This is a genomic window from Streptococcus parasanguinis (assembly GCF_031582885.1).
Taxonomy (GTDB): Bacteria; Bacillota; Bacilli; order Lactobacillales; family Streptococcaceae; genus Streptococcus; species Streptococcus parasanguinis_M.
Map to the genome: position 1 here is coordinate 106,586 of NZ_CP133988.1, position 20,359 is coordinate 126,944.

Below are 20,359 nucleotides of genomic sequence, written 5' to 3' on the forward strand. Positions count from 1 at the left end.
GAAAACGCTTTCCTAAAATGGTATACTAGAACAAGAAAATAACTTTTTAAGGAGGGTCTTCTATATGAAGTCTTCATATAAGAAACATTTGTACACTACGACGCTCAGCCTCTCAGCTGCTGTCTTGCTTTCCGTTATCGGACATGGCCAAGTTTCAGCCGATAGCTTAGAAGCGCCTCAAACAGAGCCAAGCACGGTCCTTGAAGCGGCACCCGCTACTGAGCAAGCTGTGACAGCTGAGACTGCCAGTCCTGCTACAGCTGAAAAAGGAGACACCGCAGCCCCTGCCACTTCTGTAGAAACAGCAGCGTCTTCTGATGTGGCTTCTACTACAGAAGTTGCTCCAGCCGCTAGTCCAAGCACTAACCGTGCTACAACAACCACTGACCAAGCGACACGATTGGCTGATAGCACCATTTATCTCTCTGAAAAGAGCACGATTGTTGACAAAGTCCAAGAAAAAGCTCAAGCTGCTGGCAAGATCAACTGGACCTTGGACAACAAGCCTCTCTCTGAGTGGAAAACCTGGGATATGGAGACTGGAACCCTGAGCAAGGATCCATTCCTTACTATCACAGAGACTGCTAACGGAAATGATTTAGATCTCCACATTGACGTGCAGGATCTCTTTGGTCAAGATCTCAGTCTTCGTAGCCCAAATAATATTCGCCGAACTTACCGCAACTACATCGGCAACCATGAACTGGTCGGAACCAATGCAGACTTGGGTGTGACCATCAATAAAACTCTTGTTTTTCGACCTTACCAAGACTACCATACACATGAAGAGATGCTCGCTGCTATCGAAAAATCCAAGGAAGAAGCGAAACCCGATCGTTTGGTGCAGTTAGAAACCCTTGGTAAGAGCGCCCAAGGCCGGGACATGAAGATGGGAATTGTGAGTAAGGACCAAGCCAGCATCGATCACTACCTGTCTAGCACCAATCCTACAGCTTTGACCAAACCAAGCGAAATGCTGGCTGCACTGAAGGACAAGACCTTGGATTACAAACTACCTGTCTTAGTCCACAACACCCACGCGGATGAGCAGCCAGGGATCGACATCATCACAGGCCTCTTTAATACCTTTGCGACCAAGGAAAAGGTGACCTTTAACACCACAGATGAAGCTGGAAATGCTAAAACTGTCACGCTAGATATTCCAACCTTGCTCAATAAATTCATCTTCTTATTTGACTTCACGGAAAACCCAGATGGAGATGCTCTCAACCTGCGGGCCCTAGCAAACGGGCTCGATCCAAACCGGGATGCCAGCTACCAAACCAACCCTGAAGTCCGGACCGTCATCCAAATGATCAACAAGTGGAATCCGATCGCTCTCTACGACTTACACGGTTTTGTAAAAGAATTCTTAATCGAACCTGCAACACCTCCACATGATCCAAACTTTGAATACGATCTTCTGTCAGATCTGATGCTAGAAAATGCCCATCATATGGGACGGGCAGGAGTTGCCAATTCTAAATACGATAGTTACATCATTCCTAAATTGGATTGGGGCGATGGCTGGGATGACTCCTTCTCTGGCTATACAGGAGTTTATGCTGTCTACCATGGTATCTTAGGCCATACCATCGAAATTCCAGAAGGAAATGAAGAATCCTACAAAGCAGGTCGCAATGCTGTCCTAGGCGGAATTGACTTCCTCAACCAAGATCCGGACCGTCTCCTTGAGATGCGTCTCAACTTCTACCTGCGCGGTCTCAATAAAACCGAAGATCCAAAAGCCGAAAATGAACTGGTCGGCCCAAATGGAGAAATCGTTGGACGGGTGAAAAACGGTCGTCCGAAATTCTTCCCAGACTACTACGTCATCCCAATGAGCCTCGACAAAGACAACGATGCACAAGAAGCCTTCAATATGATCGACTACTTCAAACGCAATGGTGTCCTCGTCAAGGAACTCAAAGAAGATATTGGCAACTATAAAAAAGGGGACTTAGTCATTGACATGGCCCAAGCCAAACGTGGCTATGCCAACCACATTCTCTACAAGGGCTCCAACGAATCTGCCTGGGCTGCTATGTACGCAGAGTTGCTGGTCAACTTCCCAGATATGAGAGGGTTCAAGTCCGAACCTGTCTTTGCGGATGGTCTTTTCAACGGAAAATTAGGAGAAGTTACCACCACCCGCGCGACTCGTACCTCTGAAATCGATCCAAAAGCTCCTTACTATGTGATCGCAAATACCTCAGCCAGTGCCGTTAAAGCTGTTAACCAGGCCATCGCGCAAGGAAAATCTGTCTACCTAACAGACGATGGCTACATCGTTGACCGCGATACCTTTGCTTCGCTCCTACCAAACTATGCCATTTATGGTGATGCCCTCTACAAGGTACCAAGCGGACCAACCTTGAAACCGATGAAGGTCTACTCTCCGAACTACCACTATAATTGGGCCGGAGTAGATGCTCCTGCTCATACTAGTCTGGTCCTTGAAAAATTAGGCTTCCAAATCGTCAATACTCCAGAAGAAGCAGATGTTGTTATTTTGGAAAGCAACCGCTTTGACGCTTCCATTTTTGGTAAGAAACCAACCCTTGTCATTGGTGGGGAAGCCATGCAAAAATTGGAAAAATTGGGAGTTCTTGCAGGATTTGACGCTGAAAAACTAAAAGGCGGTAGTGACTACGAAGGCTTGATGAAAGCCATCATTGATGATCAGGATCCATTGACCAGCGGATACAAGAAGAATACCCTCTTCTACTCCAACTCAGGAAACTGGATTGAAAAGGTTCCAGAGCATTTCAAGACCTTGATGAGCATCGCTCCGAGCGATTATTATATTGCAGGTTGGTGGCCAAATAATGATGTTCTGGCCAACAAAGTCATGGCCATCTCTGGAGAACTGATGGGACAACCACTCTTTGTCTATGCAGGAAATCCAACCAACCGTCAACACCCTGTCCACTTCTTCCGCTGGGTAACCAATGCGATCTTTGGCAACAAGTTAGCAAGCTTGATGGATTACGTTCCAGCTAAAGAACCAGATCAAGTGGTGGTTCCAATTCATAACCAAACAACCAATCCACAGCCAATCTTAGCCAAGAAGGAGACTCCTAAAGTCCTCCTTCCACAAAAAGAAATGACAACTGAAAATGGAGAAAGTGTGCAAGCCTTGACTTACCAAGTAGGACAAAGCTTCCAAGAAAGTCCAGCCAAGGCACAATTGCCACAAACTGGAGAAGACACAACCGCACACTTCATTCTTTCAGGCTTCTTGTTAGCCGTTAGCGGAGGCTTCCTCCTCTTGAAAAAGAAAGAAGTTGAGTAAGATTTTAGACTAGCTATGAATTTCAAGTTCATCTTTTCATAGAAAATCAATTTTTCATATGAAATAATCTAAGAAATTAGACAAAAGGTATAAAACTCGCTCTAGTATTTAGCAGTATTCAGTCTTATACTGAAACTTTCCGCCGTGAGAAAAGTGCTTGAAACTATTATGTTTCAAGCACGCGGAATTATTGAGACCTCAGGCTCAATAATTAGTCATGGAACTTCGAAGAAGTTCGCTGACGTCCGTACTCACCTAAGGAAAGTTTCAAAAGATATATCTTCAAAAGAACCTTCGCGTCTGCGAAGGTTCTTTTCTATTCCACCAATTCCAACACAACAGTTTGGTAAGGGGTCAATTCGAGCACTTGGTCTCCTTCTTGGAATAATCCTGCTGTATTATTTAAAACGACTGTTTTAATCGGAGCTGGCAACTCCAAGGTGCCCTGGCGATTTTGGAAATTGCTGATCACCAAGAGACGCTTGTCCCCACGGCGTTCGAAGGCGATGATATTCTCGCGGTCCCGATAAGCTGGGATCATATCTCCAAACCGGATGGTATTTCCATAGAGGGGATGACGATACAAGGCCGTCAGCTGACGGTAATAATTCAAAATAGAATCTGGATCTTTTTCCTGGTCTTCCACATTGATGGCAACATCTGGTTTGGGACTGATCAACCAGGCTGACCCATCGCTAAAGCCCAGACCTGGCTCTCTTGACCATTGCATGGGTGTTCGCGCATTGTCCCGGCTGTAGTTGGCAATCACTGCTAAGGCTTCTTCCTCACTCAAACCAGCTTCTTTAGCGACATGATAGCCATTGATGGTCGCGATATCATCAAAGTCCTCTACTGATTCAAAGACTTGGTTTTCCATTCCAATTTCTTGGCCTTGATAGATAAACGGAATTCCCTTGCGCAAAACCTGAATAGTTCCTAGGGCTTTTTTACTGGTGTCGTTTACTGGACCTTCAGCAATATAATGGGACACCCCACGAGGCTCATCGTGGTTTTCAATGATCGTCGAGAGAACCCCAATGCTATCCGCGCGCTCATGCGCTTGGAAAATACTTTCCTTGAGTTCATCTGCTGTTGGAAGACTATGGTCAAACCAGCCCTTTCCTTCCTGCCCTAAGCAGGTTTGTTTGAAATCAAAGATCGATGAGAAAACGCCATCTTTTCCAATGAAGAAATGCAACTCTTCGTCGGTTTCATTGAACACTTCCCCTACTGTGAAGGCATTGTACTTGGCGAAGGTTCGCTCATTTAACTCATGCAAGAAAGGTTCAATCGATTGGGCATTCACTAGAGACTCCGGTACTGGGACCAAGCCATTTTCGCGATCAGACGGAAGCGAACGCCATTCTAGATCTTTTTTGATATTGATAATAGCATCGATCCTAAAGCCCGCAATTCCCTTGTCCAACCACCAGTTGATCATCTTGTAAATTTCTTCGCGCAAGACAGGATTTTGCCAATTAAGGTCTGGCTGATCCTTGTGAAAAGAATGGAGATAGTATTTGTTGGTGCCAGGAACTGGTTCCCAGACACTGCCTCCAAAGTAACTTTCCCAGTTGTTGGGTTCCTTGTCACTTTCGATGAAATAAAAGTAATCTGCATAAGGGCCATCTGGATCTGATAGAGCCTTTTGGAACCACTCGTGATGACTGGAGCAGTGGTTAACCACCAAGTCCATAATGATAGAAATGCCCCGCTTCTTACCTTCAGCAATTAGCTCCTCCATATCTTCCATAGTTCCAAAAATAGGATCAATGGCATAGTAGTCTGAAATATCATAGCCCTGGTCAATAAACGGACTCTTGTAAATAGGCGATAACCAGAGAATGTCAATTCCTAAGTTTTGAAGGTAATCGAGTTTCTTCGTGATTCCTTTCAAATCCCCAACGCCATCACCATTGCTATCTTTAAAGCTTTTTGGGTAGATCTGATAAGCGACCTTCCCCTTCCACCAGTCTTTTTCCATGTTTTGTCTCCTTAAAATGAAAGAGACTGAGACATATCGTCTCAGTCTCTACAGTGTCAGTAGGTATTAGTATACTGTTTTTTCAGTTTCTTTGTCGAAGAAGTGAGCTTTGTTCAAGTCAAATCCAAGTTCGATGGTTTCACCAGTTCCAAGGTAGTCACGTGCATCTACTTTAGCGATGAATTCGTTGTCACCAACTTGGCAGTACAAGTGAGATTCTGAACCAAGCAACTCAGATACAGAGATGGTTGCTTTCACGACTGATTCTGGGAATGTTTCAAGGAAAGCAGCTTCTGTATTCACGTCTTCTGGACGGATACCAAAGATCAATTCTTTACCATCATAGCCTTTTTCTTTCAAGACTTTCAAAGCACCTTCTGGAACTTTCAAGTTCAATCCATTGGCAACGATGTGTCCACCTTCCAATTTCACGTTAATGAAGTTCATGGCAGGGCTTCCGATGAATCCAGCTACGAATTTATTCACAGGGTTCTTATACACTTCTTGCGGAGTACCGATTTGTTCTACACGTCCGATAGTACCTGTACCAGCTGGGTTTTTAGTAGCAGACATAATAACGATACGGTCAGCCAATGTCATCGCTTCTGTTTGGTCGTGGGTTACATAGATCGTTGTAGCTCCGATACGACGGTGGATTTTCGCAATTTCAGCACGCATGGATACACGAAGTTTAGCATCCAAGTTTGACAAAGGTTCGTCCATCAAGAACACTTTTGCATCACGGACAATGGCACGACCCATGGCCACACGTTGACGTTGACCACCAGAAAGGTCAGCTGGTTTACGATCCAAGAATTCTTTCAAGCCAAGGATTTCAGCTGCTTCTTGTACACGTTTGTCGATATCTTCCTTGCTGTATTTACGCAATTTCAAACCAAAGGCCATGTTATCGTACACAGTCATGTGTGGGTAAAGAGCGTAGTTTTGGAATACCATGGCGATATCACGGTCTTTAGGTGCTACGTTGTTTACAACAGTACCATCGATGGAACATTCACCTTCTGTGATGTCTTCAAGACCAGCGATCATACGAAGAGTCGTTGATTTACCACATCCTGAAGGACCTACGAAAACGATAAATTCTTTGTCTTTGATGTCCAAGTTGAAGTCTTCAACTGAGTAATGTTCGCTATTTGGATATTTTTTATAAATGTGACTAAGATTCAATTCTACCATGATGGTACTCCTTTGATTTTTATAGTTCTATTGTAAATGAAAACGTTTTACAAATCTATGGCAAGTCTCACAAAAAAGAAAAAGAGTTTTGTGCAAGTTGCACAAAACTCTGGATTGATTCCGTTTAAATCACATCTTGTAAAACTAAATGATAGCACAGGGCTAGATCTGTCAGATTTTTCAACTGAAGCCCCGTCAACTCCTCCCACTTGTCAATCTTGTATTGGAGCGAATTACGGTGGAGATAGAGTTGCTGGGCGGCCTTGGTGACGACTGCCCCATTGTCCCAAAGAGCAACAATGATGTCTTGCAATCGATCTTGACTTTCAATCAACTGATGCAAGCTTGCCTTGATTGGAGTGAGATCCAAATCTGCCTGCTCGATTCCCCACAGATAGAGTTGAGAAAAGCGATAGACACCTTGATGGCCTTCTCGAATCCAAGCTCGAAAGACAGCCTGTTCTGCTCGGATGACAGGAGACACTTTCCCGTCTTTAGACTCGGTCCATACTTGTCCGACCAGGATAGATAAACGAATATTGAAGTCATACTCCATGGCAGAGACGGTATCTTTTAAGATATCGGCCACAGGCAAAGACTGGTCTTGGTCCAGAATGAGCACATAGTCCTGCCCACTCAGTTGCAAGGTTGCTCGGAAGTTGGGCAAGAGTGTCTGCATCATCTCTAACCAAGAAGCTGTCCCTTCCGCTGTTGAATGCGAGATGTGGCAATAGACGAGCTGCATTTTTTTGATGACTTGAGGGGCTTCTCCCTTTCCATCGATCAGGTATTGGTACCAAGGATTAGGGGCAACCTCTTCTTCACCGCCCAACCAGGAAATCAATTGTTTTTCTCGCTCGGTTAGCTCTTCTTCCTTCAGCAGCAACCATTGATGAGCCTGAAGGGGAACGGCTACATAACCAGCTGGTGGATTGGCTTGATCCGTCACCTCTGCATGAGGAAACCACTCTCTGATATTTTTCACTGCTTTCTTCCTTCTTCTACTTGCTGGATGCACCAGTTGATCAATTCTTCTAAACGAGCAAGCTCACCCGTCATATGAAGATAGCCCATAACGGCTTCAAAGCCTGTCGACATACGATAAGTCACGACATCCGCATTTTTGGCCTTGGTATGGCTATTGGTATTGCGACCGCGCTTGTAGATCTCCAACTCTTTTTCTGTCAGAATTTCTTGCTCCAGCATGCTTTCAATCAAGCTAGCCTGAGCTCTGGCAGAGACGTAGCGGGTTGCAGTCTGGTGAAGCTTATTGGGCTTGGTCATCCCTTGAAAAATTAGGTGCCTGCGAATATACATGGAATAGACCGCATCCCCTTCAAAGGCAAGGGCTATGCCATTGATTAGATTGACATCAATCACGTGTCCACCTTACGCCTTCTTTTGTATCCAAGAGCTTGATTCCTTGCGCAGCCAATTCATCGCGAATCGCATCTGCTCGGGCAAAATCTTTCTTAGCCCGCGCTTCCTGACGTTCAGCGATCAAGGCTTCAATATCCGCATCCAAAACTTCTTCAACAAAGACCACTCCAAAGACTTCTAACATCTTTGCCAAGGCATCCTTGACGTCTTGATTGTAGTGACCTGAATTGATCCATTTGGCCAATTCAAAGACAACGGTGATTCCGTTAGCGGCATTGATATCTTCATCCATAGCCGCAATAAACTTGTCCACAAAGTTTTGTAAGTCTGCTGGATCCACTTCTCCGGCGAAAGGTTGCTCATAAGTATTTTTCAAATACTTGAGGTTAGTCTCCGCATCGCGTACAGCTTTTTCTGTGAAGTTAATGGGCTTGCGGTAGTGCTGAGTCGCAAAGAAGAAGCGAAGCACTTGGCCGTCAATAGTCTTCAATGCATCATGCACCGTGATAAAGTTGCCCAATGATTTGGACATCTTGACATTATCAATATTGACAAAGCCATTGTGCATCCAGTAATTGGCAAAAGTTTTTCCTGTCTTAGCTTCTGATTGAGCGATTTCATTAGTATGGTGTGGAAACTCAAGGTCGGCTCCACCACCGTGGATATCAATAGTATCCCCTAAAATCCCCGTTGACATGACTGAGCACTCGATATGCCAACCCGGACGACCAGGTCCCCAAGGGCTGTCCCAAGAAATCTCTCCTGGTTTGGCAGCTTTCCAAAGGGCAAAATCCACCGGATTTTCCTTGCGAGCCGTTTCCTCATCTGTCCGACCTGAAGCGCCTAGCTCCAAATCTTCCAGGGTTTTATTAGCTAACTTAGCATAGTTGTTGGATTTTTCCACACGAAAATAGACATCTCCCTGGCTCTCGTAAGCATAGCCTTTTTCGATCAAGTCAGCGACAAAGCGGATGATGTCTTCCATAAACTCGACCACACGAGGGTGGCGGGTTGCAGGTTTCACTCCAAGAGCCGTCACATCTTCACGGAAAGCAGCAATGTACTTGTCTGCCACTTCCTGAGGAGTGATGCCTTCTTCCTTGGCACGGTTAATGATCTTATCATCCACATCTGTAAAGTTGGAAATGTAGGCAACTTCGTAGCCACGATACTCAAAGTAGCGACGAATCGTGTCAAAGGCTACCGTTGAACGGGCATTCCCTACGTGGATATAGTTGTAAACCGTTGGCCCACAAACATACATGCGGACCTTTCCTTCCTCGATGGGGATAAATTCTCGCAAATCACGAGACATGGTATCATAAATTTTTAACACGCTTCATTTCCTTTCTGTTTCTACTCTTTTGGCTTCAAATAAACCACCTGAGTCTGTTTGACAAAGCCAATCTTTTCATACAAGTATTTGGCACCAACATTGCTATCTTCCACTGCAATCTGAAATTCCTTATCATTTTGCTCAATGAGTTGGTTGACGAGGGATTTTGCCAAATAGCTTCCATAGCCTTGCCCACGATAGACTTCAGCAATCGCAAGTCCATAAAGGTAATTGCATTTTCCAGACACATCGACCGTACAAACACCAATCACTTGACCTTCTTTGAGTAATATGTACAGCAGACTATCAGGATCCTTCAAGGCCTCCGAAATGTATCTGTGGCTCACTTCTGGTGCTTCCACTTCATCTGAAAAGGTTTGGTGGTGGAGCTGGGCAATGGCTTCAAGATAAGAAGGTTCTGCCAAGAGCACATCGACATCCGAACGGGAATCTAATGCATAAGCGGTTCGATCACGTCCTAACCAGGTTTCTGTTTCGTCATCCTCAACCAGTCCCCAATTGCTGGCAAAATCAGGATGATTCTCTAGAAAAATACGCTCTGTCTGAAAAGTCACAGACTCAATTGGATAAGATGCCGTTTCTTTCTCAAAACTTTCATACAAAGCACGCGCAATTCCCTGACGACGATGATTAGGATGGACCAGTATCGCTACTTCCACATCTTGGTCATCCGCATAGACAGTTAATAGGCCAACAAGTTCACCTTTTTCATAATAAAGGAAAAAGGCGGGCATATCGGGATCAAAATTGAGCATATTGGAGAGATAAGGATCCCGAAACGTTCCGTCATACTTCTGACAGGTGGCAATAAGGGCCTTTGCTTCCAGTAGTTGGTGGTCATTCAATGTATTGGTTGATTGAATCACGTAGCGATCTCCTTACAGGCTCGAAGACCGATGGCTGGCTTCCTTAGCATGCTCCATCTTATTCATGTAGTATTCCCGTTTTTCTTCTTCTTGGTGAATGATTGGCTCATCCTTTTTGCCGTGAACACGAACAATTTTGGCAGGAATACCGACAACGGTCACATCACTCGGTACATCTGAGACCACGACAGCCCCTGCTCCGACCTTGGCCTTGGCCCCAATCTCAATCGGGCCGATGACTTGGGCATGAGCGGAGACCAAGGCTCCTTCACGTACCGTTGGATGGCGTTTGCCGACATCCTTTCCTGTTCCCCCAAGGGTCACCCCATGGTAAAGCATAACGCCTTTTTCAACAATGGCTGTTTCCCCGATAACAAGGCCCGCTCCATGGTCGATAAAGACACCAGAAGCAATGGTCGCACCAGGATGGATCTCAATCTGGGTCCAAAAACGCCAGAATTGACTGTGCATCCGCGCCAAGAGCTTAAAGCCATGGTTCCACAAAAAGTGGGAAACACGGTGAGCTGCCAGTGCTTTGACGCCCGGATAGGTCAAAAGGACCTCCAGCGAGGTACGCGCTGCTGGGTCATTTTCTTTTACAATATTGATGGTTTCACGCCACCATCCCATACCGTGCTCCTCCTTTTCTAATGATTATTCTGAATCTTTTTGTGTAATGGTAAAGTCTTTTTTAGGTTTGTGGTCTTTGTTGTGGTGACGAGGACGATCGCCGTGACGAGGACCCTTTTCACCTTTTTCTTCTGAATGTTCAGGTTTTGGCGGACGTGGCAATAGTGCCCTCATAGAAGCATCGACACGACCTTTTTCGTCAATCTTGATAATCTTAACATCCACTTCATCGCCAATCGCTACCAAGTCTTCGACACGGTTGGTGCGCGTCCAAGCCATTTCAGAGATATGAACGAGGGCATCTGTCTTATCAAAGAGGTTGACAAAGGCACCGAATTTCTCAATCCGAACCACTTTGGCATGGTAGACTTCATCCACTTTGGCTTCACGCACCAAACCAGCAATGATCTCTTTGGCACGGTTAATCGCATCTTGGTCGCTCGAGTAGATAGATACGTTACCTTCTTCGTCGATATCAATCTTAACGCCTGTTTCAGCGATGATCTTATCGATGGTTTCTCCACCCTTACCGATGACAATCTTGATCTTGTCCACATCAATCTTGATGGTATCAATTTTCGGAGCAGTTGGAGCCAATTCTGGACGAACTTCTGGAATGGTTGCTTCAATCACGTCAAGAATTTCAAAACGCGCTTTCTTGGCTTGAGCAAGAGCCTCAGTCAAGATTTCTGCAGTAATCCCTTGGATCTTGATATCCATTTGAAGGGCTGTAATCCCATCACGAGTACCTGCAACCTTGAAGTCCATATCTCCAAAGTGGTCTTCCAAACCTTGGATATCTGTCAATACTGTATAGTTGTTTCCATCTGAAATCAGACCCATGGCAATACCTGCTACTGGTGCCTTGATTGGCACACCACCTGCCATAAGGGCAAGAGTACCCGCACAGATAGATGCTTGAGATGAAGAACCATTTGATTCCAAGACTTCTGCTACCAAACGGATAGCGTATGGGAATTCTTCCAAGCTTGGCAATACTTGAGCAAGTGCACGCTCACCGAGAGCACCGTGACCAATTTCACGACGACCTGGCGCACCGTAACGTCCAGTTTCCCCAACAGAGTATTGTGGGAAGTTATAGTGGTGCATAAAGCGTTTCTTATACTCTGGATCCAAACCATCGATAATTTGCGTTTCACCCATTGGTGCCAAGGTTAAGATAGAAAGAGCTTGCGTTTGTCCACGCGTAAAGAGTCCTGAACCGTGTACGCGAGGAAGGAAGTCAACCTGAGCATCCAAAGGACGGATTTCATCGACCTTACGACCATCCGGACGAACCTTGTCTTCTGTAATCAAACGGCGCACTTCTGCGTGTTCCATTTGTTCCAAGATTTCAGCCACATCACGCATGATGCGATCAAATTCTTCGTGGTCTGCATATTTTTCTTCGTAAACTGCTGTGACTTGGTCTTTAACTGCTTGAGTTGCAGCTTCACGCGCCAATTTTTCTTCTACTTGAACCGCTTTTTGAAGGTCGCTGTTGTAGGCTGCGATGATTTCAGCTTGCAAGTCAGTATCCACATGAAGCAATTCTACTTCTGCTTTTTCTTTACCAACTGCTGCAACAATTTCTTCTTGGAAGGCAATCAATTCTTTAACGGCTTCGTGTCCTTTAAGAAGAGCTTCCAACATGATTTCTTCTGACAATTCTTTTGCACCAGACTCTACCATGTTGATAGCATGCTTAGTACCAGCTACTGTCAATTCAAGAAGCGATTGCTCTGCTTGTTCTTGAGTTGGGTTAATGATGATTTCTCCATCAACATAACCTACTTGTACCCCAGCGATTGGTCCGTCAAATGGAATGTCTGAGATAGACAAAGCCAATGATGAACCAAACATCGCTGCCATTGGTGCAGATGCATTTTCATCGTAAGAAAGAACTGTGTTGATGACTTGCACTTCGTTACGGAAACCTTCCGCAAACATTGGACGGATTGGACGGTCAATCAAACGCGCTGTCAATGTCGCATCTGTTGAAGGACGTCCTTCACGTTTCATAAAACCACCAGGAAATTTCCCAGCCGCATACATTTTTTCTTCGTAGTTGACTTGAAGTGGGAAGAAATCCCCAGTTGCCATCTTCTTAGACATAACGGCAGCAGTCAAGACAGTTGACTCACCGTAACGCACGACAACAGAGCCATTTGCTTGCTTAGCAACTTGACCAGTCTCTACGATCAACTCACGACCCGCAAAAGTCGTTTGAAACACTTGTTTTGTCATTTTAATCCCCTTTTGGATTGATAATATTATACGCCTTGCCTACAAAGATCAAGATACTAAGGACGTGAAGAATCCCGTATGAAAATAGGAGATTGACGCAGTGTGCCACGCACACCAGGAAATCTATCTTTTTCACTAGGGGATTAGCCCGTGTTCAACTATCAAGATACTAAGGCCGCAAAAAGCAAAGTAAAAATAGGAAACTGGCGAAGTCTTCGATGAAGACAAGACAGTTTATCTTTTTTACACAGCTTTTCGGCCGGGTTCAATTACTCAAGATATTTTGGACGGTTCGGCTTGCCGAACATTTCTGTAGAAAAATAGGAAGGTGACGCCGCACTCGATGAGTGCTAGGAAGCTGATCTTTTTTCCTAAGAAATGAGGCCAAAATTCAATTACTCAAGATACCAAGGACACCCAACTCAATGAGATAGGAATTTCGACAGCCCATCTATATGTTATATCCTCATCTTTGTATCCAAGCACGTATACCTTTTATTTTAACATATTCAAGCCCAAAAGAAAAAGGCTTTGAGGGCCTTTTTCTGTGAATCTTCCGCAAGTTCTATATAAAAATTTTAGAGCTGGATATAGCTTTTGATTATTTTTACGATTTCACGAATTCAGTGCTGTCGACATAAAAGCGTGTTTTGTGGGTTCCACCCTTGTAGTTCTTGTTGTTGCGTTTCAAGACAAAACGTCTGTAAGGGTCGGAAGTGCCTTGGATAGTCGTTGTCACTTCAACTGAATCTTCATTGATCACCCATTCATCCGGTGAAGGGATTTCCATCGGTGGCATCGCTCCGCCACGACCACCAGCTACAATTTCGTAGAAGGCCTTGTCTTTTGTCGAATAGATCCAGCCGTCCTTCTTTTCGTTTGTCAGTTGGATCAGCTGGTCTTGTGACAGACTACGGATAGAGTCCGAGGTCTCTTCAGCATTCAATTTATCAATGACATCTTGTAAATTATAAGTTCCCGGCGTGTAGGTATTTTAGTAATCAATGAACATGTCTTGCGAGTAGCCTTCAACTGCACTGTGATCGTTGTTCAACTCCAGCAAACGAGTCGGTTGCACCTGAAGTGAATAGGTCAAAGACGCACTGTTTTCAATGATCGAATAGATGTCCGCTTGGTCTGCTTTTGACAAGGTCCCAATGGCTTCTTTATCAAGTTCATCTGACTTAGCTTCTTTTGTTTGCTCTTTTTCTTGGGCTTTGTCAGATGATTTTTTGACCGATGAAGCCCATACCGGACTGTGCTTACGCTCATAGCGTTTTGGGGCGCAAGCTGCTAGGGAAAGCAAGAGGGCTGCAGCTAGTAAATATGTTCCAATTTTTTTCATGTTTGTATCCTTATTTTTTAGTTCACACGGTAGTACAAATCGTTCCCATTCGTAGCATCACTCTTACTCCAGTAAATGGATTCACTGCCACCTTCTCTTGAAGGAATGAAAAGAATAGGCGTTTCATTCGTTGCCCCAGGCATCCGACTAACTCCGTGTAGATTACCCTCCTTGAAGTAAAAACCAGAAAATTGAACACCATTAACAGCACTACCATTGACCTTCACAATTCCTTGCGCATCAAACTCAATGCTCGTACCGTACTTATTTTTCCAAACTCCCGCTACACTTGAGAAATTTCCAGCTTTGATTTCATCCAGATTCATCCCAGTGCTTGTTTTGGCAGGGGCAGGAGCTGATTCGGAATTTCCATCCACGCGCGTTGTATAGTCAAGGGCAATCCAGCCTTGTCCAGATTCCAATTTGCCCCAGGTATGACCCTCCGCATCTACGGTTTCCGTGATGGTGTGAGTTCCTTTTGCGATTATCCCTGCAGAGGGAGCTGAGGTTGAGGGCTCTTTTCGAATACGGAGATCCGACACACTGACTTGTACTTGGAAGCTTTCCGATTTTTTCTCTTCTGCTTTCGCTGTTGATTTGGAATCCCCTGAACCTTCAAAATTTTTCCAGTCCAGCTTACTGAGATCCAACTTCTTAGCTGAAATCCCAAGAGCTTGTTCTGCTGTTTCCTTCCCACCGATTTGAATGGTTGCTTTCTTTTCTTCCTTGGCTTCCCCTTTTCCTAGCGAATAAAGGGTTAATTCCATTTCTGGATTAAGGGATTGCCAAGTAGCATAAACGATTTGCCCATTGTCAAAAACTTCTAAACTAGAGCGATAGCCACCTGCAGAAGCCACATAGGCTACGTGGAGCAAGGTTGGCTGGTTATCTTTCAAATAATACACAGCAGCAATCGTTTTGCCATCTCCTATCAGCAGTTCGTCATTACCATCACGATTAAGATCCTCAAAAGCATATTGCCACTCATTGGTACTCCCAAGTGTTTGAAGGTTAAAGACATACGCATATTCTTCTGAAGTTGCTTCAATCTTCTTCGGTTCATTTTGTAAAGCCGTTTGATCTTTGGCATTAATTGCGGTTGCATAAGCCTTGTACCGCTCCAATACCTCTTGATAGTGCTTTTGACCTGTATCCGTCTTCTCTTTTTTGACCGACGAAGAGGTTGCCGTTTTCGGTTTGCTTTGGCGTTCATAGCGTTTGGGCGTACAAGCCACTAGAGATAGAACAGACACACCCGCCAGTAGTGAAATCATCAGTTTTCTCATAGTATTACTCCTTTAGTCCACACGGTAGAAGAACGAGTCAGTATCCCAAATATATTGTTGCCCTACCCATATACGGTCTTTTGATGTATCTGATGGATCACTATTCTGATTACTATCTGGCCTCATAGGTGTTCCTGCTGGCAAGAATGAGATCGCAGCTCCACCAGCTGTATTTGGTTTTGAACTATGGATTCCCCCACTAATATAGCCGTGATCGGGATTAATTCTATCAACAACTCCACTACCATCTGTTACAAATCCTTTTCCTGTCAAACCATCTTTATCAAATTCCAGAACCCAACCTAGACCATTTCTCCAGGTTCCTGCAATACTTGAAAAATCACCGTTCTGAATTTCTTGAATATTCATTCCGCTGCTTTTCTTACTTGAGCTTGATGATTTAGAACCATCCACACGCGTTGTGAAGTCAAGGGCGATCCAGCCTTGTCCAGATTCCAATTTGCCCCAGGTATGACCATCCGCCTCTACTGTTTCCGTAATGGTGTGAGTTCCTTTTGCGATCATTCCCGCAGATGGTGCAGAAGTCGATGGCTCTTTTCGAATACGGAGATCCGACACACTGACTTGTACTTTGAAGCTTTCCGATTTTTTCTCTTCCGATTTTGCTGCTGATTTGGAATCCCCTGAACCTTCAAAAGTTTTCCAGTCCAGCTTACTGAGGTCCAACTGCTTGGCTGAAATCCCAAGAGCTTGTTCTGCTGTTTGGTCCCCACCAATTTGAATGGTTGCTTTCTTTTCTTCCTTGGCTTCCCCTTTTCCTAGCGAATAAAGGGTCAATTCCCGGTCTGGGCTCACAGATTGCCAAGTCGCATAGACGATTTGCCCATTGTCAAAAACATCTAAACTGGAGCGATAACCGCCCACCCCAGCTGTATAAGCTGTATGGAGCAATTCAGCTTTTTGACCCTTGAGGTAATAGATAGCAGAAACATACTGTTTGTTTCCAGTGTATTGATTGGTCACCAAGAGCTCATCCACATCATCTTTGTTCAAGTCTGTAAAGGCATACTGAAAGGTTACCGGAGTTCCTAAGCGCTCCAAAGCATCTAAATAAATGCTTTCTTCTGAACCAGATTGTATTTTACCTAATTCCTCAAACAGGCCAGTCTTATCCCCATTTTTAAGAGCACTATCATACTTAGCATACCGATCCAAAACCTCTTGATAGTACTTTTGACCTGTATCCTTTTTCTCTTTTTTGACAGCTGATGACGTTGCTGTCTTTGGTTTACTTTGACGTTCATATCGTTTGGGCGTACAAGCGACTAGAGATAGAACAGACACACCTGCCAGTAGTGAAATCATAACCTTTTTCATAAAAACCTCCTCATATCTATCCTAGTATATCAAAAATGGTCAATTTTTCCAGCTCTTTTCAAGATTTTCACACAAGCATCTTCCCTCTCCCTCTATGTTTCTGCCCTTTTTTCTGCTATACTTAAAGAAGAACACCGATCAAAAGGAGAACATTATGGAATTAAAAAAACGTTCTGAATTTCCTGAGAACGAACTCTGGGACCTCACATCCCTCTACCAAGACCAGGAAGACTTCTTGCGTGCCATTGAAAAAACACGTGAAGAAATCAATGAATTTGTCCGTAACTACAAGGGCAACCTCCACACCTTTGAAGACTTTGAAGCTGCCTTTGCGGTCTTTGAACAAATTCAGATCCAACTCAGCCACATTGGCAACTACAGCTTTATGCCCCAAACCACTGACTTTGGTGATGAAGCTTTCGCAGAGATTGCCCAAGCGGGGATGGATTTCGAAACTTGGGCCAGTGTTGAACTTTCCTTCTTTGATGATGCTTTGGTCGAAGCGGATGAAGATGTCCTCGAACGCCTGGGGCAACTCCCTCACCTCACTTTTGCCATTCGTCAGGCTAAAATTAAAAAAGCTCACTACTTGGGAGCTGATGTCGAAAAGACCTTGACCAACCTGGGGGAAGTCTTCTACGGACCACAAGATATCTATACCAAGATGCGGGCAGGCGACTTTGAAATGACTGATTTCGAAGTCGATGGAAAAGTTTACAAGAATAGCTTTGTTACCTATGAAAACTTCTACCAAAACCATGAGAATGCGGAAATCCGTGAAAAAGCCTTTCGTTCCTTCTCAGAAGGTCTCCGCAAGCACCAAAACACAGCTGCTGCTACCTATCTAGCTCAAGTTAAGTCTGAAAAACTGATCGCAGATATGCGAGGCTACGACTCTGTCTTTGACTATCTCTTAGCTGAGCAGGAAGTGGATCGTTCTATGTTTGACCGTCAGATTGACCTGATCATGAAGGATTTCGCTCCAGTCGCTCAAAAATTCCTCAAACACGTAGCCAAGGTCAACGGCCTTGAAAAAATGACTTTCGCTGATTGGAAGTTGGATTTGGACAGTGCACTCAACCCAGATGTTACTATTGATGATGCCTATGACTTGGTCATGAAATCTGTGGCACCTCTTGGGGAAGAATATTCCCGCGAAATTGCCCGCTACCAAACCGAACGCTGGGTTGATTTCGCAGCCAATGAAGGTAAGGATTCTGGTGGTTATGCAGCCGATCCATACCGCGTTCATCCTTATGTCCTCATGAGCTGGACAGGACGCATGAGCGATGTCTACACCCTGATCCACGAGATCGGACACTCTGGTCAGTTTATCTTCTCAGACAACAACCAAAGCTACTTCAACGCCCACATGTCGACCTACTATGTGGAAGCTCCTTCTACCTTTAACGAGCTCCTCCTCAGCGACTATTTGGAACATCAGTTTGATGATCCTCGTCAAAAACGTTTTGCCTTGGCTCACCGTTTGACAGACACTTACTTCCACAACTTCATCACCCACTTGTTGGAAGCAGCCTTCCAACGCAAGGTCTACACCTTGATCGAAGAAGGTGGTACCTTCGGAGCTAGCAAGCTCAATAGCATCATGAAGGAAGTCTTGACCGAATTCTGGGGAGACGCCGTTGAAATCGATGATGACGCAGCATTGACCTGGATGCGCCAAAGCCACTACTACATGGGGCTTTACAGCTATACTTACTCAGCTGGCTTGGTTATCTCAACAGCGGGATACTTGCATTTGAAGAACTCCGAAAACGGAGCTAAAGATTGGCTAGACCTCCTCAAATCAGGTGGCAGCAAGACCCCACTTGAGTCAGCCATGATCATCGGAGCAGATATCTCGACTGACAAACCACTCCGCGATACCATCCAATTCCTTTCAGACACTGTGGATCAAATCATTGCCTACAGTGCAGAATTGGGGGAATAAGAACAATTTTCAGACTTAGTTTAATCTAAGTCTGATTTTTTATTAAAATGTTACCAGTTAGTGATTGAAAGCGCTCTTATATTGTGGTATGATTATTGTGAAAAATATTACTAAATATGGAGAAAAAAATGAAAAAGTTTGTCGATTATATCATGGCCCAACCAGTTTGGAAAGTCGTTCTTTACGGTCTCGGAATCCTCTTTATGATTTTTAATCCCAAGATCATTCTTCCTATCCTATTTTTTGGTGGTATAGGATTTGCCTGGTATTTTGCTAAAAAGAAACCCAACGCTGCTAAAAGAAATATCGCTGCTATTGCTTCAGTTCTTGCAGTCGGAGGTGCATACTTAATCAACCCTAATATTGCTTCCATTAAGCAAGAAGAGCAGGCTCAAGCCACTCATTTTGCATCCACTCCTTCTAAAAATGATGAAAGTGCGAAAAAAGAGGCTGAGGCAAAACGTGAAAAAGAAGTAAAAGAAAAAGCTGAGAAAGAGAAAGCAGAGAAAGCTGAAAAAGCTGAAAAAGAGAAAAAGGCAAAAGAAGAACAAGAACGAAAAGAAAAAGAAGAGCGCGAGAAAAAGGCGAAAGAAGAACAGGAACGAAAAGAAAAAGAAGAGCGTGAAAAGAAAGAGGCTGAAGCAAAACAACTTGCTGCTCAAGCTGAGTCTGCCGTACAAGCCTTAGAAAACAATCAAGTAATAGAAAATATTGCTCCAGCTCAAGCTGCCATCGCAAATGTAGCTGATCAAGGAACAAAAGATCGCTTAACTCATCGTGTTGGATTAGTACAAAATGCCATTACTGTCAGAGAACAACAAGCTGAACAAGCTCGACAAGTCGCAGCTGCAACACCTCAACCACAGCCTCAACAAGGCTTTGTATCACAACCTCAACAGGGCTCTTATCGAAATTGTAGTGAAGCTCGCGCTGCAGGTGCTGCACCGCTATACAGAGGACAAGCTGGTTATAACCCTCGTTTAGATAGAGATGGTGACGGTGTTGCTTGTGAATAAGAAATTATCTATTCTCATTTTGTCCATTTGCACAATGTCTTTGCTTACTATTTTATATATGAATTTTAAAAAGAGAGAAATTATTACCCCAAATACATACCAGGAAGCAATGACTTACGTCAAAAAGATTCATCTATCTGAGGTACAAGAGAAAATCGACAATAAAGAAGATTTCATCCTCTATATTGGTCGAGAATCATGTCCATTCTGTCAAAAATTCGCTCCCAAATTAGCAGTTGCTATTCAAAAAACGAATCAGACTGTTTATTATCTTGATAACGATTCAAAAGAGCGAAAAGACATCACAGCCTTCGCCCATGATATGAATATCAAGACGGTACCAAGTTTGTCATCTTTTAAAAAAGGTAGTAAAGAAAACTATTTAAAAAAAGGTAGCAAATCAAGTATCGAAGAGATTATGGAGCTCTTGACTCAATAAGTCAATTTAAAAATGTCAATACAAAAAG

The 20,359-nt window shown here is 44.2% G+C and carries 16 protein-coding genes; 4 read left to right on the forward strand and 12 right to left on the reverse strand.

The features are described from left to right. Window positions 1-64 precede the first annotated feature (64 nt). On the forward strand, window positions 65-3,295 hold the full coding sequence (locus tag RDV49_RS00510; protein ID WP_003010069.1) for an LPXTG-anchored zinc carboxypeptidase: 3,231 nt from the start codon (window positions 65-67) through the stop codon (window positions 3,293-3,295). Window positions 3,296-3,611: 316 nt separating this feature from the next. Here RDV49_RS00510 and RDV49_RS00515 read toward each other — a convergent pair whose 3' ends face one another. The 12 genes from RDV49_RS00515 to RDV49_RS00570 form a co-directional block, all read right to left on the reverse strand. Next, window positions 3,612-5,279: an alpha-glucosidase gene (locus RDV49_RS00515; protein WP_003010066.1), complete on the reverse strand. Its 1,668-nt coding sequence runs from the start codon at window positions 5,277-5,279 to the stop codon at window positions 3,612-3,614. A gap of 66 nt (window positions 5,280-5,345) precedes the next feature. Beyond that, window positions 5,346-6,476, reverse strand: coding sequence for an ABC transporter ATP-binding protein (locus RDV49_RS00520; RefSeq protein ID WP_003010064.1), 1,131 nt, complete (start codon window positions 6,474-6,476; stop codon window positions 5,346-5,348). Between the two features lie 124 nt (window positions 6,477-6,600). After that, window positions 6,601-7,461: a helix-turn-helix domain-containing protein gene (locus RDV49_RS00525; protein ID WP_003010062.1), complete on the reverse strand. Its 861-nt coding sequence runs from the start codon at window positions 7,459-7,461 to the stop codon at window positions 6,601-6,603. Further along, window positions 7,458-7,856 carry a Mini-ribonuclease 3 gene (locus RDV49_RS00530; RefSeq protein WP_003010060.1) on the reverse strand — a complete coding sequence of 133 codons (399 nt, stop codon included), beginning with the start codon at window positions 7,854-7,856 and terminating at the stop codon, window positions 7,458-7,460. Before RDV49_RS00530 ends, RDV49_RS00525 begins: the two co-directional genes overlap by 4 nt. Next, entirely contained in the window at window positions 7,849-9,192 is a 1,344-nt protein-coding gene (gene cysS / locus RDV49_RS00535; RefSeq protein ID WP_003010059.1) for a cysteine--tRNA ligase, read from the reverse strand. The genes RDV49_RS00530 and cysS overlap by 8 nt, the downstream gene beginning before the upstream one ends. 20 nt (window positions 9,193-9,212) lie before the next feature. After that, a complete protein-coding gene (locus tag RDV49_RS00540; protein WP_003010057.1) occupies window positions 9,213-10,079 on the reverse strand; it encodes a GNAT family N-acetyltransferase in 867 nt (288 codons plus the stop codon). Between the two features lie 12 nt (window positions 10,080-10,091). Further along, a complete protein-coding gene (gene cysE, locus RDV49_RS00545; RefSeq protein ID WP_003010055.1) occupies window positions 10,092-10,709 on the reverse strand; it encodes a serine O-acetyltransferase in 618 nt (205 codons plus the stop codon). A 24-nt stretch (window positions 10,710-10,733) separates the two neighbouring features. Further along, window positions 10,734-12,956, reverse strand: coding sequence for a polyribonucleotide nucleotidyltransferase (gene pnp, locus RDV49_RS00550; RefSeq protein WP_003010053.1), 2,223 nt, complete (start codon window positions 12,954-12,956; stop codon window positions 10,734-10,736). Window positions 12,957-13,563: 607 nt separating this feature from the next. After that, complete coding sequence (locus tag RDV49_RS00555) at window positions 13,564-13,902, reverse strand: hypothetical protein (protein ID WP_003010050.1); 339 nt, start codon at window positions 13,900-13,902, stop codon at window positions 13,564-13,566. 48 nt (window positions 13,903-13,950) lie between these two features. Next, window positions 13,951-14,301 carry a hypothetical protein gene (locus tag RDV49_RS00560; protein ID WP_003010049.1) on the reverse strand — a complete coding sequence of 117 codons (351 nt, stop codon included), beginning with the start codon at window positions 14,299-14,301 and terminating at the stop codon, window positions 13,951-13,953. Window positions 14,302-14,318: 17 nt separating this feature from the next. Then, entirely contained in the window at window positions 14,319-15,587 is a 1,269-nt protein-coding gene (locus RDV49_RS00565) for a DUF6287 domain-containing protein (protein ID WP_003010047.1), read from the reverse strand. Window positions 15,588-15,599: 12 nt separating this feature from the next. Next, window positions 15,600-16,925 carry a DUF6287 domain-containing protein gene (locus RDV49_RS00570; RefSeq protein ID WP_003010046.1) on the reverse strand — a complete coding sequence of 442 codons (1,326 nt, stop codon included), beginning with the start codon at window positions 16,923-16,925 and terminating at the stop codon, window positions 15,600-15,602. Window positions 16,926-17,079: 154 nt separating this feature from the next. On the opposite strand from RDV49_RS00570, the gene pepF reads away from it, so the two are divergent. The 3 genes from pepF to RDV49_RS00585 all read left to right on the forward strand — a co-directional run bounded on the left by pepF (window position 17,080) and on the right by RDV49_RS00585 (window position 20,331). Beyond that, entirely contained in the window at window positions 17,080-18,876 is a 1,797-nt protein-coding gene (pepF, locus tag RDV49_RS00575; protein ID WP_037608281.1) for an oligoendopeptidase F, read from the forward strand. Between the two features lie 128 nt (window positions 18,877-19,004). Further along, complete coding sequence (locus RDV49_RS00580) at window positions 19,005-19,892, forward strand: excalibur calcium-binding domain-containing protein (protein WP_037608280.1); 888 nt, start codon at window positions 19,005-19,007, stop codon at window positions 19,890-19,892. A 109-nt stretch (window positions 19,893-20,001) separates the two neighbouring features. Then, window positions 20,002-20,331 carry a DUF6568 family protein gene (locus tag RDV49_RS00585; RefSeq protein ID WP_230454176.1) on the forward strand — a complete coding sequence of 110 codons (330 nt, stop codon included), beginning with the start codon at window positions 20,002-20,004 and terminating at the stop codon, window positions 20,329-20,331. The last annotated feature ends 28 nt before the right edge of the window (window positions 20,332-20,359 follow it).

What these genes read in the sequence shown, in the direction of transcription:
- cysE (WP_003010055.1), bottom strand. Translation starts at nt 10,709, where the DNA reads ATGGGATGGTGGCGTGAAACCATCAATATTGTAAAAGAAAATGACCCA.
- RDV49_RS00560 (WP_003010049.1), bottom strand. Translation starts at nt 14,301, where the DNA reads ATGAAAAAAATTGGAACATATTTACTAGCTGCAGCCCTCTTGCTTTCC.
- RDV49_RS00585 (WP_230454176.1), top strand. Translation starts at nt 20,002, where the DNA reads ATGACTTACGTCAAAAAGATTCATCTATCTGAGGTACAAGAGAAAATC.
- RDV49_RS00580 (WP_037608280.1), top strand. Translation starts at nt 19,005, where the DNA reads ATGAAAAAGTTTGTCGATTATATCATGGCCCAACCAGTTTGGAAAGTC.
- pepF (WP_037608281.1), top strand. Translation starts at nt 17,080, where the DNA reads ATGGAATTAAAAAAACGTTCTGAATTTCCTGAGAACGAACTCTGGGAC.
- pnp (WP_003010053.1), bottom strand. Translation starts at nt 12,956, where the DNA reads ATGACAAAACAAGTGTTTCAAACGACTTTTGCGGGTCGTGAGTTGATC.
- RDV49_RS00510 (WP_003010069.1), top strand. Translation starts at nt 65, where the DNA reads ATGAAGTCTTCATATAAGAAACATTTGTACACTACGACGCTCAGCCTC.
- RDV49_RS00515 (WP_003010066.1), bottom strand. Translation starts at nt 5,279, where the DNA reads ATGGAAAAAGACTGGTGGAAGGGGAAGGTCGCTTATCAGATCTACCCA.
- RDV49_RS00520 (WP_003010064.1), bottom strand. Translation starts at nt 6,476, where the DNA reads ATGGTAGAATTGAATCTTAGTCACATTTATAAAAAATATCCAAATAGC.
- RDV49_RS00565 (WP_003010047.1), bottom strand. Translation starts at nt 15,587, where the DNA reads ATGAGAAAACTGATGATTTCACTACTGGCGGGTGTGTCTGTTCTATCT.
- RDV49_RS00570 (WP_003010046.1), bottom strand. Translation starts at nt 16,925, where the DNA reads ATGAAAAAGGTTATGATTTCACTACTGGCAGGTGTGTCTGTTCTATCT.